The organism is Pseudarthrobacter sp. J1738 (genome assembly GCF_050490315.1).
Classification (GTDB): domain Bacteria; phylum Actinomycetota; class Actinomycetes; order Actinomycetales; family Micrococcaceae; genus JBNPEO01.
This window is the reverse complement of record NZ_JBNPEO010000016.1, coordinates 24165-41001: the sequence shown is the minus strand read 5'-3', so window position 1 is coordinate 41001 and position 16837 is coordinate 24165. Positions and strand designations below refer to the sequence as shown.

Sequence of the window (16837 nt, the reverse complement as noted above, 5' to 3'; positions counted from 1 at the left end):
GTGTTTTTTGTTTCTCAGTCAGTAGATCTGCACCGGTGTGCAATGTGCGTCGTGCTTTATAGAGCGGGTCGCCAGCACGTCCGCGGTGCCCGCACGTTGCCTGTTGGATGCGTCGGCGGCAGTGGTCCAACGCATCCCCTGCCAGGCGTATGACATGAAAGGGGTCCATGACCGGGACAGCGTCGGGCAGCTCGTCGGCCGCGGCGCTCTTGAAGCCGGAGAACCCATCCATGGCGACGACCTCAACACTGTCTCGCCATGCCTGTGGGCGTCCCTGCAGCCACGTGGCGAAGACTTGTTTCGAACGTCCTTCGACCATGTCCAACAAGCGGGAAGGACCGGTTCCGTCCCTGATCGGTGTGAGGTCAATGATGACGGTGACGTACTTATCCCCGCGCCTAGTATGTCTCCAAACATGCTCGTCAACACCGATGACTTTCACCCCGTCAAAGCGGTGTGGGTCATCGATCAGCACACGTCTTCCTTCGGCGAGAACAGCCTTGTTCGCGGTGTTCCAGGTGACGCCAAGGCCTTCAGCGATCCGGGCCACGGTGAGGTGTTGGCACACGATCCCTTCCAACGCCCAACGCAGCCCTCGACGGGAGAGCTTAGCCCTGGGCTCGGCCGCTTTCGTGGTGTCTTGGCGCCACACATGCCCACAACCGGTGCACTGGTAACGGCGGATACGCACCAGCAACGTGGTGGGTCGCCAACCGAAAGGTTCATGACCCAGTTCGCGCGTCACAGTATCCCGGGAGACGCCCTGGCATCCGCACCTGTGGCACCACTGATCAGGAGCGAGAACACGGCAAGCAAGAACAGCACGATCCGGACGGACATACTGCCCGGTCACCTCGAGTCCGAGGCCATCAAGACGGCAAAAAGTAGTCAGGTCAGGGCATTGAAAGGTAGCGTTGAACACGAGGGCCTTGCTGTAGAAAATTTCGATCTAGACAATCTGATTCTCTACCAAGGCCCTCACCTACACCGAACCAAGTTCCCCGCCCCGGACTTCACACCCGGCAGCGCTGACTACACTCTGGATTCGGAAGAGCCGGGAAAACGGGCCTCAATCTGGAGGGTTTATGGAGTGTTTATGGCGGGTTAAGTTGAAAATGACCCCTAAAAGGGGCCATTTTCGTACCTAAAAACCGCGTGTTTCCGGGCTTTCTGGGCCCCCTATCGGATTCGAACCGATGACCCCCGCTTTAGGCTGAGAGGATGATTTTGACTTGCCAATACTCCGCATTATCGTTTGCTCTAGAGGGTCACTTGCAACAATGAAGGGTACTAAACAGTCGGCAATTGTCGCTGATTCTGGCGTGTTTATGGCGAGTCGGTTGTATCCTCTTGTTCGCCACCAACTGCAGACAGCTTCAAGTCAGACCCTCAGCATGCCATGCAACAGAATCCAGAAGAATCCTTACCGAGGTTGGATGCAAGAACGGGTATCCATGGTCTAATCGATTGTGACCGTTGCCAGTATGGCAGCACCCAAAGCGGGAAGATCATCCCTGAGATCGTCGAGCCGCAATAACCGCCGCCATACTTAAATCGAGCGTTCCCTTTTCTCCGACGATCCACCGCCTGCTGTTCCCTGCAAGCCGCGAATTTAGAGGAGCATCTTCAGCGAGGTCTTGACCGATCACAAGCAGTTGGGTCGGGGAGAGTGGAAAGGAGACTGTGGAGATTTCAGCACCGTCGGGTTGCCGCCAAAGGAGGACCCCGCCGTCTCCGGTTGCAAGGCCCATTTCTTCTCTTATCTGCCACGGCCAATGTTCAAGCCCAAGAGCGGTCAGCCTGAGGACATCCTGAAAGGACTGTGACAGGAGCAACATATCTCCGAGGGCAAGCTCTGCATCTTCGATTCGTCCTCCGGCTTTCAACACCATGGCGGGAACACGAATCTTAGTTTTATCCGCATACCTCCCCCGATCAAGGTGCATGTCAAGGAACGCGATGACGGCGCTTTGTTCAGCCGCCGTCAATGGGTCTCCGTTACGCAGTTTGACGATCGCCGGGGTTCCACTGTTTTCAATATGCGAGTAGTCCAACTCGAGGTCACGGGTGAGGATTTTGGCGTCGTAGCCGTAGCTTACGACTGTGGCTTTGTTGTATGAGGAGCGATACCCTCGACCGTCCTGGAGATCAAGCACGTCGACAATGTTCTTCGCGTCTGCCCACTCCCGGATATAGCCCTTTGACACCATGTGTGCAGCTTTCACAGTCATGAATGTACCTCCTCGCATCCCACGGTACCTGATCCGAATAATTCTCCGGCCTCCCCCCTGGTTCCCGAAGACATTCGCCGCCTCACATCGACTTAAAATGGCGCACTGAGGAATTGTTTTGCGGGCGCAGGTGCAACATCAACTGATCACAGGACACTGCCACGAAGCGATCAAATCCGCACCGGTGTGTCATAAACGGTCCGTTTTAGGAACAGCGGCGCAACAGGAGAAAACCAGCAGAGGCGGTCAAGGCCAGCTGCTGGGCATCGCCATCCAATGGAGCATGAGTGTGCCCTGCTATTAGTTGTTGGTTGCGCTGATTTCTTCGACCAAGGCTTCGACGCGACCCCTGATGTCGTCGCGGACTAGGCGCATGCGTTCCATGCCTTCGATGCCGCGTCTGGAGGGTTCATCGGTGTCCCAGTTGCGGATCTCAATCCCCTGGACAGGATCCACCACGGCCTCGCCGCCCAGGGTGATGATCAGACCGACATTGGCGAGCATCTCGGCCGTGATGGGCTTGGTTCGTTCGCCGCTGATGTCGATGCCAAGCTCGGTCAGGGATTCCACGGACTGGGCATTCAAGGATGGACCGGGTTTCGTTCCTGCGGTGTAGACGGTGACGGTGTCGCCTGCGAGGTGGCGCATGAGGCCGCCGGCCATTTGAGACTTGCCACCATTTTTCACGCACACAAAGAGTACGCCTGGTTTGTTGCTCATCGAGTGGTTCTACTTTCAGCCATGGGAGTGGAAGTGACGTTGCACATCGGGGGAAGGGATACCCAGGACCGGGACGGTTTGGGTGGTGAGGAGGCGGTGCATGAGGGAACCGGAGACGAGTTCATCGACTTTCGCCATGAATCCTGGGCGCCGGGCACCGATGACGATGGTGGCCGCACCGACCGCTTCGGCCAGGCGGCCTAGGGCGAGGGCGGGGTCGCCGCCAATGATCCGCAACGACCAGTCCACGTCATGGCCTGCTGCTGCGGTGGTGAGGGTTTCTTTGATTTCTGCTGCCGCAACAGCGGTTTCATCGTCTGGTTCAATGACGGGTTCCAGTGAGATCGGCAGGACCTTGTTCCCTGGTGTCCATTCGATCAGGTAGCTGGCAGGGTCCACGAACGCCGCGATGAGTGGTACCGAGCGGCTTTCGGCCAGTTCCAGGGCCCTGGCCCACACTGCCGGGTCTTGATCGGGGATGACCCCGACGATGACTGGTGAACCACTAAACCCTGCCCTGGCTGGTTGCTCGCTCATGATGCCCTCTTAGTTTTCCTTTTTGACGGTGGTGAGCTCGGTCAGGAGCTCCCGGACCAGCAGGTCGATCTCATCCCGGATTTCTCTGGCCCCTGCCAAGTCCTTCATGGCCGGGTCTTCGATCTTCCAATCAAGATACTGCTTGCCGGGGTAGATCGGGCACGAATCCCCGCACCCCATGGTGACCACGACGTCGGCGGCCCGCACCACGTCATCGGTCAGTGGTTTGGGGAATTCCTCGGAAAGATCAATGCCAGCCTCCTCCATTGCTGCCACGACGGAGGGTTCGAGCTCGGCCACGGGTGCGGACCCTGCGGAGCGGACGTGCACAGCGCCCTGGGCGTGCTTGTTCAGCAACGCCGCTGCCATCTGGGAGCGCCCGGCGTTATGAACACAGACAAAGAGAACTTCGGGCACGTCGTGAGCGATGGCGCCCTTGGCCTGGGCCAAGGCCCTGAGCCGGTCGGCTGCGAAACGGGCCGTGGTCGATGCCAGGTAGGTGCGGATCCGTGATGTCCTGGCCAGGGCCGTGTAGGACTCGAAAACGTAGCGCTCGACCGTCTCTGCGGCGAAGATGCCCGTGAATTTCTGTGTCAGGTCTTCACTGATCCGCTCCAAGACGGCGGTGTCGTCCCTGAGGCCTGTCAGTACGCTCTTGCGGGGCTCGGTCATGGCTGACTCATTTCCTTTAGTCGGTGATGGTGGCGGAGCGGCCGTGGGCCAGTCCTGTAGGGATTCCAATAAGGACAGGTTCCGGGGCGGCGCAGCATGATGATACTGCTTCCTGCGCCGCGGTGGTGTCTTCGGCGGGGGCACCGCACCCACCAACGGTGGGCAGGCCAAGAACGACGGGCTCAGGTGTGGCGCAGCAAGAATCTGCTGCCATGTCCTGCTCTGTGCCGGTTACTGCTGGGAGATCGCAGCTACCACCAAGATCGGTAGAACAGACACCGGTTTCGGGCAGTTCAAGGTGGACCTGATCGGCGGCCCTCTGGTCTCCGGCCACGGCGGCGACGATGGAACGGACCTGCTCGTAGCCGGTAGCCATCAAGAAGGTCGGGGCGCGGCCGTAGGACTTCATCCCGGCAATGTAGAAGTCCTTGTCCGGGTGTGCCAGGACCTTGGCCCCGTGGGCTGGGACGGTGCCACAAGAATGGAACTCGGGATCGATCATCGGCCCCAAATCCCGGGGTGCCTCCACGATCGGGTCCAGTTCCAGACGGATCTCGCGCAGGATATCCAGATCGGGACGGAAACCGGTGGCGGGAATCAGTAGGTCCACGTTCAATGTCACGTCCCCGTCCGGGGTGCTGCCAGTGACGGCCAATCCCTGATCCGTAGTGGAGAAGGCGGTGGTGGTGAAGGAGGTGTGCAGCTCGATGTGCCCCTCTTCCACCAGGCCGCGCAGCCGGGTGCCGAGCTGACCGCGGGCAGGCAGGCCGTCGAGGTCCCCGCCGCCGTAGAGGCGGGACGCGTCAGCGCCGCGCACGGCCCAGCTGATGCGGGTACCGGGCTCATTCTTGGCCAGCTGGCCTAGGGAAATGAGGGTGTTCGCGGCGGAGTGCCCAGCTCCGATGACGAGCACGTGTTTGCCGGTGAAGCGGGCACGGTCAGCACCGGTGACATCAGCCAAGGGCCCGGTGATCAGGCCGGCAGTGATGGCTTCGGTCTCACCGGGGGCGGGAAGGCCTGCCTGCCCCAACGGGTTGGGCTGCGCCCACGTGCCGGAGGTGTCGATCACGGCGCGTACATGGTGATCAACCACGGTCCCGTCAGCGGTTGCGACCCGGACCAAAAAGGGCTGCTCGTTACGGTCACGGGAGTGGGTCTTATCCATGCCGACTCGGCTCACAGCCGTCACCGTCGAGGATGTACGCAGCGCAGCACTGATCGCCGGCACGGCAGCAAGGGGGTTGAGGTATTGCTCCACGAGCTCGGCGCCGTAGGGCAGGGCCGTGAGGCGCGGCTCGGTCCAGCCGGTGGGCTCGAGCAGGCGCCGTGAAGCCGGATCGATATTGTGCTCCCAGGAGGAGAACAGACGGATGTGCCCCCACTGGCGAATGGCCGCACCCACGCCGGCGCCCTTTTCAAAGATCAGGGGCGAGATGCCGCGTTCGATCAAGTTCGCGGCTGCGGCCAAGCCGATCGGGCCGGCGCCGATGATGGCTACGGGCAGGTCGTTTCGTTGAGTCGTCACGTTCGTGGTTCTCCTTGAGATATTCACAATTAGTTTCGTAAGCGGTTGGTGAGGGCCCTGCCAGGCGGTGTTTAGGCGAGGGCGGGTTCAGCGATGCTGGCCGTGGTGCTGTGGCGGTCCTCCAAGGCAGCGAGGTAGCTCTTGGCGTCCAGGCCGGCGGCGGCCCCGGTACCGGCGGCGGTGATGGCTTGCCGGTATCGGGAGTCCACGGCGTCGCCGCAGGCAAACACGCCCTCGAGGTTCGTGTGCGTAGTTGGTGCCTGAACCCGGATGTACCCGTTCTCGTCCAAATCGATCTGCCCAGCAACCAGCTCGGTGCGGGGCAGATGGCCGATGGCGACAAAGACACCCGTAACCGCAAGGTCTTGCTCCGTGCCGGTGACCGTGTCGCACACGGTGACACCGGATACCTTGTCCTCACCGTGAATGGCGGTGACGGCGCTGTTGTACATGATGCGGATCTTCGGGTTCTCGATGGCCCGTTGCGCCATGATCTTCGAGGCCCGGAGCTCATCACGGCGAACGATCAGCGTGACGGACTTGGCGAAGCGGGTCAAGAACGTCGCTTCTTCCATGGCGGAATCGCCGCCACCAACAACAACGATGTCTTGTTCGCGGAAGAAGAATCCGTCGCAGGTCGCGCACATCGACAGGCCGTGGCCGGTGAACTTCTTCTCTTCCGGCAGGCCGAGCTCCTTGTAGGCGGAGCCGGTGGCCAAGATGATGGCCGGCGCCTCAAAGCTCTCCCCGCCTGCCGTCGTGACGGACTTGAGGTGACCGTTCAGGGTGGTGGCGGTGACGTCATCGAAGATGATGCGGGCACCGAATCGTTCGGCTTGCTCTTGGAGGTTGTCCATGAGTTCCGGGCCCTGAATGCCAGCCGGGAAGCCAGGGAAGTTTTCCACCTCGGTGGTGTTCATCAGCGCCCCACCGGCGGTAACGGCGCCGGCGATGACCAGCGGCGCATGCCCGGCGCGGGCGGCGTAGATCGCGGCCGTGTAACCAGCGGGGCCGGAGCCAATAATGATGATTTGTTCAGTCAAGACAGGGCCCTTTTCTAGTTGGCGGGGAGAAGATCGGCGATGAGGGCCTGGATGCGGGCCTTGATGTCATCCCGGATCGGGCGGACGGAGTCCACACCCTGCCCTGCCGGGTCTTCGAGTTCCCAGTCTTCGTAGCGCTTGCCGGGGAAGATCGGGCACGTGTCCCCGCAGCCCATGGTGATCACGACGTCGGACTCCTTCACCGCGCCTGTGGTGAGAATCTTGGGGATTTCGGTGGACATGTCAATGCCCTCTTCCGCCATGGCCTCCACAGCGGCCGGATTAACCGAGGCGGCAGGCTGGGAACCCGCGGATCGGACCTCGATCGCACCGTTGGAGAGGGTGCTCAGGTAGGCGGCGGCCATCTGTGACCGGCCAGCGTTATGCACGCAAACGAAGAGTACGGAGGGCTTCTTGATGGTTTCAGTGTTGCTCATTGGATCATGCTCCTGAAGGAAAGTTTGAGGGACGTTGAGGCAAAGCGGCAATGGCTAGTTGGTGAAGAATCGTTTGCGTGCCCACAGGGCGACGTAGACCAGGGCAACCAGTACGGGCACCTCAATGAGGGGTCCGACGACGCCGGCCAAGGCCTGTCCGGAAGTGACACCATAGGTTCCGATCGCGACAGCGATGGCGAGCTCGAAGTTGTTGCCCGAGGCGGTGAAGGCCAGGGTGGTGGTCTTCGCGTAACCCAGGTTCAGGACCCTGCCGATCACCATGCCCGCGGCGAAGACGACCACGAAGTACACCAGCAGCGGAAGCGCGATCCTGACCACGTCCAGCGGCTTGGAGGTGATGGCTTCTCCCTGGAGTGCGAACAACAGCACGATCGTGAAGAGCAGACCGTACAGTGCCCACGGGCCCAGCTTGGGCAAGAACTTACCCTCGTACCAGTCACGGCCCTTAGCCTTCTCCCCAATCGTGCGGGTCAGGAAACCTGCCAACAGAGGAATCCCTAAGAAGATCAGCACCGAGACGGTGATGGCCCAGAAAGAGAAGTCAGCCGACGTCGTCGGAAGTCCCAACCAGCCCGGTAGAACCTGAAGATAGAACCAACCCAGGACGCCGAAAGCGAAGACTTGAAATACGGAGTTGATCAGCACCAGCACGGTGGCGGCCTCGCGGTCACCACAAGCCAAATCATTCCAGATCATGACCATGGCAATACACCTGGCCAGTCCCACAATGATCAAGCCCGTCCGATACTCCGGTAGGTCAGGGACGAAGATCCACGCCAAAGCAAACATGAACGCCGGCGCCGCAACCCAGTTGATAATCAGCGAAGTGATCATCAGTTTCCGGTCCGCCAGAACACGGCCGGTTTCGTTGTAGCGAACCTTCGCCAAGACCGGGTACATCATGACCAGCAGGCCGATGGCGATGGGCAGTGAAACGGAACCAATCTTCACCGAGTCCAAGGCTGTGTTCAGGCCGGGAACGAAACGTCCCAACAGCAGCCCAGCTGCCATGGCGGCAATGATCCACACCGCAAGATAGCGGTCCAGAGTGGAGAGCTTGCCCATGACGGCGGCCTCGCCGGAAAAGGAAGGGGTGGTGGTCTTGGTACTCACAAGGCTCCTAGCCAGTTAAGCGTAAGATTGACGATTGTCGATACAAGAAGTATTTACCCCTATATCGACAATTGTCAATCTAAGGGCATAATGGTTACATGAACACTGCATTAACGATCGAGACAGGCACCGAGCAAGTCTGCTGCGAACCCAGCGGGCGTCCCGTGCTCAACACTGCAGACGCTCAGGAGTCTGCACGGATCCTGAAGGCGCTTTCTGATCCGAACCGGCTGCGGCTGCTCTCCATCGTCAAGGCGGGCGACGGCGGTGAAGCCTGTGTCTGTGACCTCACCGAACCCTTGGATTTGGGTCAGCCCACCGTTTCCCACCATCTGAAGATCCTGGTCGATGCCGGATTGTTGGAGCGGGAAAAACGCGGCACTTGGGCGTACTACTCCGTTGTGCCGGGAGCCCTTGAACGCGCCGCCCTGATCATCACCGGGCTGTGACCTTAGCCCAAGGGCCTGAGCTGCAGATCCGCCCCATGGTTGACAGTGACTGGGACGCCGTCCAGGGCATTTACGCCCAGGGAATAGCCACCGGTAACGCAACCTTCGAAGAACACGTGCCAGCCAAGGATGAATTTCTGTCCACCAGGATCCCGGAACTCTGCATCGTCGCTCAAGACGCCAAGGGGATTGTCATTGGATGGGCCGCCGCGTCACCCACCTCGACCAGGGCCGTCTATAGCGGCGTCGTCGAACACTCCGTATACATTGATCAAACCCAAGCAGGTAGGGGCATCGCAACCCAGCTGCTCCAAGACCTGATCTCGCGAGCCAAAGCTAACGGCTATTGGACGATCCAATCCGGAATCTTCACCGAAAATACGGCCAGCCGTGCACTCCACATCAAAACAGGATTTCGCGAGATTGGGCGCCGCGAACGAATAGCCAAGATGAGCCATGGCCCCTCGGCCGGGCAATGGCGCGACACCATCCTCTACGAACTGCGCCTCTAACCTCCACAAATCGACTTCCTCAAAACGTGCATCAGTACCCGACACCTTGGTTAGGCTGCCCGGGGCAAGCATGGCGAAACGGAGAATCAAGAGAAGTCGGCATCGCTTCCCCCTAATGGCCAACGAGCAACTATATCGCCGCCCCATCCAGATCATTGCCAGTTCAGGACACCGAGCGCTGTGGTTTTCAGCGCTAAATCTCATTTTTTTCAGAGGTAAATGTCGCACCCCAAACGCAATGACTCTCGGTTCATACTGTTTCGCGGGGAACCTGCAAGTACTCTTCTTCGCCACGAGAATAGTCGCACCGTCCCGCAAGGGGTCTGTCCGGATAGGTATCCAGAGCCGGCCCGCAAGCCGGTCCCTCACCGGAGCGTGTGCTGACGACTTCTGAAATTTTCAAAACTGTCAGTTTCCGAAGTCGTCAGCACTTCTATCCACAGCCCTCCGCACTTCGCCGCACTGTCCGCAAGGGGGAACCTTGACCGCGACGGTTGTTCAAGATTTGCGATCATGAACCGACCGCACCAAGCGCTCATGTTCTATCGGGATGGGCGCTACGGTGGCCCGTTGCGGCTGGGCATGTCAACCTATGATCAGCAAATTGAGATATCATCATGCAATGCTGATCAATCAAGATGCTCCGGTGGACGCGTGCGGGCTGGACCCCGCTGCTGCCTTGTTCCATTCCCTTAGTGACCCGATTCGATTGAAGATCGTCAAGCGCATGGCCCACGGTGAGGTGCGCGTCAGTGACCTCACCCGCGAACTTGGCCTGGCCCAGTCCACGGCCTCGATGCACGTGGCCTGCCTGCGCGACTGCGGCCTGGTCGAGGGACGCTCCGAGGGCCGCAGCGTGTACTACTCGCTGTCCCGCCCGGAGCTGATGGATATGCTCGCCCAGGCCGAGATCCTGCTTGCCGCCACCGGCAACGCTGTCAGCCTCTGCCCGAACTACGGCCCCGACAGCACCACAGCCCCACAGCCCCACAGCCCCACAGCCCCAATGATTGAAAAGGAGAACGCCCGATGAGCGACGCCTGCGGATGCAGCGACGAGACAACCGAAACCGGTGAAGCCGAAGAAGCTCTGGGGTTCTGGCAGGTAATCGAGGTCCGAGCTGCTGCGGTGGCCGGGGTGGTGCTGCTCGCCGGATGGATCATCTCGCTGGCCGGAGGCCCCCGGTTCGTAACGCTTCCGCTTGAGCTCGGTGCGCTGCTGGTTGCCGCCTGGACGTTTGTGCCCTCTACTCTCCGACGCCTGTTCAAGGGAAAGATCGGCGTCGGTACGCTGATGACAATCGCCGCCGTTGGCGCTGTCGCCTTGGGCCAGTTCGAGGAAGCCGCGATGCTGGCCTTCCTGTACGCAATTTCGGAGGGACTTGAGGAATACTCGCTGGCGAAGACCCGGCGGGGCCTCCGGGCACTGCTGGACCTGATTCCGGCCGAGGCACGAATCCTGCGCAACGGCATCGAAACCACCGTGTCCCCCTCCACCTTGATCCCCGGGGACCGCATGGTTGTGAGGCCCGGGGAACGCCTGGCCACCGACGGGCGGGTAATCACCGGACGCACCTCCCTGGACACCTCGGCACTGACCGGCGAAGCGGTCCCCGTCGAGGCCGGCCCCGGCTCCGAGGTCTATGCCGGTTCCATCAACGGCACCGGCCCGCTTGAGGTTGAAGTCACCAGCACCGCAGAGAACAACTCGCTGGCCAAGATCGTGCACATCGTGGAAGCGGAGCAGTCCCGCAAGGGTCCGGGCCAGCGTCTGGCCGATTCCATCGCCAAGAAACTGGTCCCGGGCATCCTGATCGCCGCGGCCCTGATCATCGTCTTCGGCTTCATCGTCGGGGAACCGGCCCTGTGGTTCGAACGCGCCCTGGTCGTGCTGGTGGCTGCCTCGCCCTGCGCGCTGGCCATCTCCGTGCCCGTGACCGTGGTGGCCTCCGTTGGCGCTGCCAGCCGGATCGGTGTACTCATCAAGGGCGGCGGTGCCCTGGAAACCCTGGGGAAGATCCGCACCATCGCCCTGGACAAGACCGGAACCCTGACCCGGAACAAGCCTTCGGTGATCGAGGTCATGGGCCCCGGTTCCGCGACCCGGGAACAAGTCCTTGCCCTCGCAGCAGGCCTGGAAGCCCGCAGCGAACACCCACTCGCCCGCGCCATCCTCGCCTCGACCACCGGCCGGGCATCGGTCACCGACGTGGACACGATTCCCGGGGCGGGCCTGGAAGGGCAGCTAGAGGGCAGAAGTGTCCGGCTCGGCCGCCCAGGTTGGATCAATCCCGGTGCCTTGGCCCCGGACATAGAGCGGATGCAGCGCGCCGGAGCCACCGCTGTGCTCATCGAGGACGACGGACAGGTCATCGGTGCCATCGGCGTCCGTGACGAACTGCGCCCCGAGGCCCGCGAGGTCATCGCCAAGCTCACGGCCTCCGGATACACCACGGTCATGCTCACCGGGGACAACGTCATCACCGCAACGGCCCTGGGCAAGGCAGCGGGCATCACCGAAGTCCATGCGGACCTGCGCCCGGAGGACAAGGCGGAGATCATCCGCACCCTCAAGTCCCGGCAGCCGACCGCAATGGTCGGGGACGGAGTCAATGACGCGCCAGCCCTGGCAACGGCAGATACCGGCATTGCCATGGGGGCCATGGGTACAGACGTGGCCATCGAAACCGCAGACATCGCGCTGATGGGCGGAGACTTGAATCACCTGCCACAGGTCCTGGACCATGCACGCAACACCCGTCGAATCATGCTCCAGAACGTGGGCCTGTCGCTGCTGCTGATTGCCGCACTGATCCCTCTGGCACTCTTTGGGGTGCTCGGCTTGGCAGCGGTGGTCCTGATCCACGAACTGGCCGAAATCGTCGTGATTGCCAACGGTGTCCGGGCCGGTCGGCTCCGCCGCAAAACCGCGCTACAGACCGTGCAGCCAGCCTCGATCCTGGAACCCTCGGCATGACCGGCCAACTTGTGGCTCGTTCCTCGGCGCAGGTTCGAACCGCACGTATTGTCAGGGCCGCGATGCTGCTTGGAGCCGTTGTGCTGGTCTGCGTGGATCTGGCCCTCAAGGCATTGGCCGAAAGCTTGCTTTCCAACGGCCAGGTAATCGACCTGGGGCTGATCAACCTCCGGTTGCTCTATAATCCGGGCGTCGCGTTCAGTTTTGGCGCGGACCTTCCCGCCTGGGTCATCGTGGCGGTCACCGGGCTGATCATCGCCGGACTGACCTGGTATGCGGTTTCCTCGGCACCAGCCATGAGCAGAATGTCCCGGGCGGGTGCAACGTTGCTGCTCGGCGGGGCGTTCGGCAATTTCATGGACCGGTTGGACGGGCGCGGCGTGGTGGACTACCTGCACACCGGGTGGTTCGCCACCTTCAACCTGGCAGATGTGTTTGTCACAGCGGGAGTTGTTCTGTATGCACTCGGAGCGCTTCGTGCCGCCCCTTCCAAGGACGGCGGCTGACCACCTCTGCGCATGCGCGCTGACATGCTGGCGAAACTGAACCGCCGACGTCCCGTAAGACGGTCCTCCACCGGGCACACCAGCCGCTGTGTCGTTTTCAGAAGTCGTCTGCACCACTTCATGCGGAAGTATGGCCCCGGTGCACAGGACTGTTGACATCCGTTTGTCAGAAGTAATCTGCACTGCCGGCATTTCCATCAGAAGCCGCCTGCACTAGCCTGAATCATGGTCAAGAGTCGTCTGCACCGTCCGCGCTCGTCATGACATCGAATGACCCGCAGATCCTGGAGCGGGGTCTGTTGGGCATGTCGGATGAGGCTTGGGAGCGCCTGCGCCAGCAGGACGAGGTCATCGCCCCTTTGGCGGCGATGGCCACGGTCACCCACGGGGCGGCGGACAGCGCGGCCGAAGAATTGGGATTGTCGCGACGGCAGGTCTACACCCTCATCGGACGGCGTCGAAAGGGCGCCGGCCTGTTGACGGACCTGGCCCCGGGCCGCTCCGCCGGTGGCCGGGGAGGCAGGCGCCTGCCGGAGCCTGTGGAAGCCGTGATCCGGGAAGTCATCCGGAAGGCTTACCTGACGAAGCAAAAGCCGTCCCTCGCGGTCGTGCACCGCCAAATTGTGCGCGAATGCAAGACGCAGGGGTTGACCGCGCCGGCAAGGAATACTGTCGCCCTCCGGATCGAGGCGCTGCATCCCGTGGAAGTCAGGCGCAGGCGTGAGGGCAGCGACGCCGCCCGGTCCTTGCAGTCGGCCGGCGGGAAGGTGCCGGACATCGTGGCCCCGTTGGACCAGGTCCAGATCGATCACACCGTGATTGACCTGATTGTCGTCGATGACAGGGACCGGCAGCCCATCGGCCGGCCCTTTCTGACGGTTGCTATCGATGACTACAGCCGGTGCATTCTGGGAATGGTCGTGACCCTGGAGGCGCCGTCTGCGGTGTCGGTTGGGTTGTGCATCGCGCACATGGCATGTGACAAGCGGCCCTGGCTGGAAGCCCTGGCCGTGGACGCGGCCTGGCCGATGAGCGGCAAACCCTGCGCACTCTATTTAGACAACGCTTCGGAATTTAAGAGCGAGGCGTTGCGCCGCGGTTGCGAACAGCACGGCATCAAACTCAGTTACCGGCCACTCGGGCGACCGCACTACGGCGGCATCGTGGAGCGCATCATCGGCACGGTGATGCAGCGGGTCCATGAACTGCCCGGGACGACTTTCTCGAACCCGGGACAGCGGGGCGGTTACGATGCGGACAAAAGGTCCGCCCTGACCTTGACGGAGCTGGAACGCTGGCTGGCCTTGGCTGTCGCCGGCTACCACGGCAGCATCCACGGATCCCTGAACCAGACACCCGCCGGGCGCTGGGACGAGGGCGTGAGAGAGTTCGGTGCGCAGCCTGTCGTTGCGCATCCCGCCGCGTTTCTCGTGGATTTCCTGCCGGTCATCCGGCGCCGAATCACCCGCACCGGTTTCGTCATCGACCATGTCCACTACTTCGCGAACGTGCTAAAACCCTGGATCGCACGGCGGGACCGGGAGGAAAAATTCATCATCCGGCGGGATCCGCGGGACATCAGCAGGGTCTGGGTGCTGGAACCGGAAGGAACGGCCTATGTGGAAGTCCCATACCGCACCGTTTCCCACCCGGCGGTGACGTTGTGGGAACACCGGCAGGCGCTGGCGCGGCTCCGTCAACAGGGACATGACCAGGTCAACGAGGAAGCACTGTTCCGCATGATGGATCAGATGCGCGAGATCACCGCCACGGCCCAAAAAGAAACCCGCAGGTCACGCCGGGACCTGCAACGGCGGCGCCACCTCCAGGCCGCCGGACCCGTGAAGAACCCGTCGGCTCCACCTGATGAAATGCTCCCGCCCACGAAGGACGAGGCGGCACCCCGTCCTTTTGACGAGGTCGAGCAGTGGTGAACATCGATGACTACCCGCCACCGGATCTGTCCCATCTCCAGCCCTGGGCGCAGGCTATGGCGCGCCTGCCGGCGGAGGAACGGATCCGGCGCATTCGGGCGGACCGCTGGATCGGCTACCCCCGGGCCGTGCAGACTCTCACCCGGCTCGGAACACTCTATGACTGGCCCGGCAAACAACGCATGCCTAACCTCCTGCTGATCGGACCGACCAACAACGGCAAGTCCATGATCATTGAACGGTTTCACCGCCAGCACCCGGCACACTCCACCGCAGATCAGGAACACATTCCGGTCCTGTGTGTCCAGATGTCCTCCGAACCGTCCGTCCCGCGGTTCTACACGGCCGTCCTCGCCGCGCTCGGTGCGCCCCCGGGACCGCGCCGGCGCGTAGCTGACCTGGAACAGCTCACCCTCGCTGTGCTGCGGCGCGTCGGTGTGCGGATTCTGGTGATTGACGAACTGCATAATGTGCTGGCCGGCCGGGCCGATGTCCGGCGTGAATTCCTGAATCTGCTGCGCTTCCTGGGAAACGAGCTGCGGATCCCTCTGGTGGGGGTCGGGACCCGTGAGGCCTATCTTGCGATCCGTTCCGATGACCAGCTCGAAAACCGGTTTGAGCCCGTGACGCTGCCCTTGTGGGAGGCCGATGCCGACCTGTTGTCCCTGCTGGCCAGCTTCGCATCCTCGTTCCCGCTGCGCACGCGCTCGAATCTGGCGGCCGATGACATGGCCCGCTACCTCCTCACCCGCAGCGAGGGCACCATCGGGGAGCTCACGTCGCTCCTGACCGAAGCCGCAGTAGCCGCCGTGGACAGCGGCGAAGAATCCATCAACCACCGGACGCTGACGCTGGCCGAATACGACGGTCCCAGCGTCCGGCGCCGGAAGTTCGAACGCGAACTCAGATGAGACCACCGGAACGCTGGCCCCTGCACCCGGCACCTGTAGAAATGGAATCGTTGTCCTCCTGGCTGCGTCGGATCGCCGCCAGCTACGGCATGTATTCCTACGCGCTGCTCGAACACGGACTGGGCCAAAGGGAACTCAGCGACCCCGAGCTGGATCTGAACCCGCCGACGCACCTGCTCGAAGAGCTAGCCAAGCGCACCGGCCTTGACCAACAACGCGTAAACGCCATGACCATGGCCGGATGGGTGCCATGGCTCATCGACAGCCTCGACCCCGCCCCCGGCACTTACGAAACCTATGTGCACCAGCTCTCGGTGCTCCTGCCACCGAATCGGCGCAATATCTATACTCCGCGGAAGTGGCTGCCATGGCTGCCGGAAATCGGGGCGCGGCGGGGATGCCCGGACTGCCTGGAATCCAGCCCGGCGCTCCTGCTCGTCTGGCAATTGCCGCTCATGGCCAGCTGCCTGGTACACGGGCGCCGGCTCGAAACCTACGAAGGACACCCTCCGGATTACATTCTGTGGGCAACTCCCGCCCATGACCAGCGGCCGCTGCCGGAGTCGGTGTCCCTCATGGACCGGCGGACCTGGCAGGCAATAACGACCGGTTCCGTTGACCTTCCCCGGTATCCGGTTCACGCCGGCATCTGGTTCCGGTTGCTGCGGACCCTCCTGGACGAACTCACCACCGCGCAGGGACGATATGGCCGGCAACTGGACGACGTTCGTCGTGTCTGGGAACACTGCGGTCACCCGTTTCGGGCTGGCCTGTATTCGTGGCAGCCGTTCGAGACCCTTCATTGGACTGCCCAGCAGCAGCTGCTCGAAGCAGCCGCCGCCGCGATGGAACTGATCGAAGCGGGCTCACTGACTGCTCTGGGTACCTCCGCGCACCTCCTGCGTCCCGAACCGAACCCCCGGATCAGCGACGGAACCCCGCGTGGACCACTGACAGCAACCGCCCAGGAGAAGCCGACTCTCGATGAGCTCTGGAAGCAGACAACGGACGCACTGGAAGTCTGCATCGCAGCAGCCAAAGTAGACCCGCTCGTCGCGCAGCAGCTCTACGACTTCGCACGGTACGGATGCCGGAGTGAAGAATCCGTGGGCAGTCTCCGGGAAACCTTCGCCGAGCTTCAGATACCCCTGGACTTTTTGTCACAAACAGAGAATCAATGACCCTTTGCCTGACGTAGAATAAATAACGGGTTAAGTGACATATTCCGATTCCACTTCGATTTTGTGACT

The 16837-nt window shown here is 61.9% G+C and carries 17 protein-coding genes; 8 read left to right on the top strand and 9 right to left on the bottom strand.

Annotation, left to right across the window (positions count from 1 at the left end; genetic code table 11):
- From ACQR35_RS14370 to arsB, 9 genes are all read right to left on the bottom strand, one after another.
- The coding region (locus ACQR35_RS14370) for an ISL3 family transposase (RefSeq protein WP_430269863.1) at positions 1-922 on the bottom strand (922 nt) is incomplete at its 3' end.
- A 586-nt stretch (positions 923-1508) separates the two neighbouring features.
- Positions 1509-2231 carry a hypothetical protein gene (locus tag ACQR35_RS14365; RefSeq protein ID WP_104108478.1) on the bottom strand — a complete coding sequence of 241 codons (723 nt, stop codon included), beginning with the start codon at positions 2229-2231 and terminating at the stop codon, positions 1509-1511.
- 300 nt (positions 2232-2531) lie between these two features.
- Positions 2532-2951, bottom strand: a complete 420-nt coding sequence (locus ACQR35_RS14360) for a low molecular weight phosphatase family protein (RefSeq protein ID WP_430270432.1) — start codon at positions 2949-2951, stop codon at positions 2532-2534.
- 15 nt (positions 2952-2966) lie between these two features.
- Positions 2967-3488: a universal stress protein gene (locus ACQR35_RS14355; protein WP_430270431.1), complete on the bottom strand. Its 522-nt coding sequence runs from the start codon at positions 3486-3488 to the stop codon at positions 2967-2969.
- Positions 3489-3497: 9 nt separating this feature from the next.
- Entirely contained in the window at positions 3498-4160 is a 663-nt protein-coding gene (locus tag ACQR35_RS14350; protein ID WP_430270430.1) for an arsenate reductase ArsC, read from the bottom strand.
- 16 nt (positions 4161-4176) lie between these two features.
- On the bottom strand, positions 4177-5685 hold the full coding sequence (locus ACQR35_RS14345; RefSeq protein WP_430270429.1) for an FAD-dependent oxidoreductase: 1509 nt from the start codon (positions 5683-5685) through the stop codon (positions 4177-4179).
- Positions 5686-5756: 71 nt separating this feature from the next.
- A complete protein-coding gene (trxB, locus tag ACQR35_RS14340) occupies positions 5757-6728 on the bottom strand; it encodes a thioredoxin-disulfide reductase (protein ID WP_430270428.1) in 972 nt (323 codons plus the stop codon).
- Between the two features lie 14 nt (positions 6729-6742).
- Positions 6743-7165, bottom strand: coding sequence for an arsenate reductase ArsC (locus ACQR35_RS14335; RefSeq protein ID WP_430270427.1), 423 nt, complete (start codon positions 7163-7165; stop codon positions 6743-6745).
- A gap of 54 nt (positions 7166-7219) precedes the next feature.
- Entirely contained in the window at positions 7220-8251 is a 1032-nt protein-coding gene (gene arsB / locus ACQR35_RS14330) for an ACR3 family arsenite efflux transporter (RefSeq protein WP_104109122.1), read from the bottom strand.
- Positions 8252-8397: 146 nt separating this feature from the next.
- Here arsB and ACQR35_RS14325 point away from each other — a divergent pair, with 146 nt between their 5' ends.
- The 8 genes from ACQR35_RS14325 to ACQR35_RS14290 all read left to right on the top strand — a co-directional run bounded on the left by ACQR35_RS14325 (position 8398) and on the right by ACQR35_RS14290 (position 16768).
- Positions 8398-8748 (top strand): ArsR/SmtB family transcription factor, encoded by a 351-nt coding sequence (locus tag ACQR35_RS14325; protein ID WP_430270426.1) that lies wholly within the window; start codon positions 8398-8400, stop codon positions 8746-8748.
- Positions 8745-9260 carry an N-acetyltransferase family protein gene (locus ACQR35_RS14320; protein WP_430270425.1) on the top strand — a complete coding sequence of 172 codons (516 nt, stop codon included), beginning with the start codon at positions 8745-8747 and terminating at the stop codon, positions 9258-9260. The genes ACQR35_RS14325 and ACQR35_RS14320 overlap by 4 nt, the downstream gene beginning before the upstream one ends.
- Before the next feature lie 622 nt (positions 9261-9882).
- Positions 9883-10293 carry an ArsR/SmtB family transcription factor gene (locus tag ACQR35_RS14315; protein ID WP_430270424.1) on the top strand — a complete coding sequence of 137 codons (411 nt, stop codon included), beginning with the start codon at positions 9883-9885 and terminating at the stop codon, positions 10291-10293.
- On the top strand, positions 10290-12236 hold the full coding sequence (locus ACQR35_RS14310) for a heavy metal translocating P-type ATPase (RefSeq protein WP_430270423.1): 1947 nt from the start codon (positions 10290-10292) through the stop codon (positions 12234-12236). The genes ACQR35_RS14315 and ACQR35_RS14310 overlap by 4 nt, the downstream gene beginning before the upstream one ends.
- Complete coding sequence (gene lspA, locus ACQR35_RS14305; RefSeq protein WP_430270422.1) at positions 12233-12742, top strand: signal peptidase II; 510 nt, start codon at positions 12233-12235, stop codon at positions 12740-12742. Before ACQR35_RS14310 ends, lspA begins: the two co-directional genes overlap by 4 nt.
- A 260-nt stretch (positions 12743-13002) precedes the next feature.
- Complete coding sequence (locus ACQR35_RS14300; protein WP_430270421.1) at positions 13003-14676, top strand: transposase; 1674 nt, start codon at positions 13003-13005, stop codon at positions 14674-14676.
- Complete coding sequence (locus ACQR35_RS14295) at positions 14673-15587, top strand: TniB family NTP-binding protein (RefSeq protein WP_430270420.1); 915 nt, start codon at positions 14673-14675, stop codon at positions 15585-15587. Before ACQR35_RS14300 ends, ACQR35_RS14295 begins: the two co-directional genes overlap by 4 nt.
- On the top strand, positions 15584-16768 hold the full coding sequence (locus ACQR35_RS14290; RefSeq protein WP_430270419.1) for a TniQ family protein: 1185 nt from the start codon (positions 15584-15586) through the stop codon (positions 16766-16768). The genes ACQR35_RS14295 and ACQR35_RS14290 overlap by 4 nt, the downstream gene beginning before the upstream one ends.
- The last annotated feature ends 69 nt before the right edge of the window (positions 16769-16837 follow it).

Bases quoted from the DNA above. Each gene is read 5' to 3' on its own strand.
- ACQR35_RS14360 (WP_430270432.1), bottom strand. From the start codon at position 2,951: ATGAGCAACAAACCAGGCGTACTCTTTGTGTGCGTGAAAAATGGTGGC.
- ACQR35_RS14315 (WP_430270424.1), top strand. From the start codon at position 9,883: ATGCTGATCAATCAAGATGCTCCGGTGGACGCGTGCGGGCTGGACCCC.
- arsB (WP_104109122.1), bottom strand. From the start codon at position 8,251: ATGGGCAAGCTCTCCACTCTGGACCGCTATCTTGCGGTGTGGATCATT.
- ACQR35_RS14325 (WP_430270426.1), top strand. From the start codon at position 8,398: ATGAACACTGCATTAACGATCGAGACAGGCACCGAGCAAGTCTGCTGC.
- ACQR35_RS14335 (WP_430270427.1), bottom strand. From the start codon at position 7,165: ATGAGCAACACTGAAACCATCAAGAAGCCCTCCGTACTCTTCGTTTGC.
- ACQR35_RS14355 (WP_430270431.1), bottom strand. From the start codon at position 3,488: ATGAGCGAGCAACCAGCCAGGGCAGGGTTTAGTGGTTCACCAGTCATC.
- ACQR35_RS14310 (WP_430270423.1), top strand. From the start codon at position 10,290: ATGAGCGACGCCTGCGGATGCAGCGACGAGACAACCGAAACCGGTGAA.
- ACQR35_RS14350 (WP_430270430.1), bottom strand. From the start codon at position 4,160: ATGACCGAGCCCCGCAAGAGCGTACTGACAGGCCTCAGGGACGACACC.
- ACQR35_RS14300 (WP_430270421.1), top strand. From the start codon at position 13,003: ATGACATCGAATGACCCGCAGATCCTGGAGCGGGGTCTGTTGGGCATG.
- ACQR35_RS14290 (WP_430270419.1), top strand. From the start codon at position 15,584: ATGAGACCACCGGAACGCTGGCCCCTGCACCCGGCACCTGTAGAAATG.
- lspA (WP_430270422.1), top strand. From the start codon at position 12,233: ATGACCGGCCAACTTGTGGCTCGTTCCTCGGCGCAGGTTCGAACCGCA.
- ACQR35_RS14365 (WP_104108478.1), bottom strand. From the start codon at position 2,231: ATGACTGTGAAAGCTGCACACATGGTGTCAAAGGGCTATATCCGGGAG.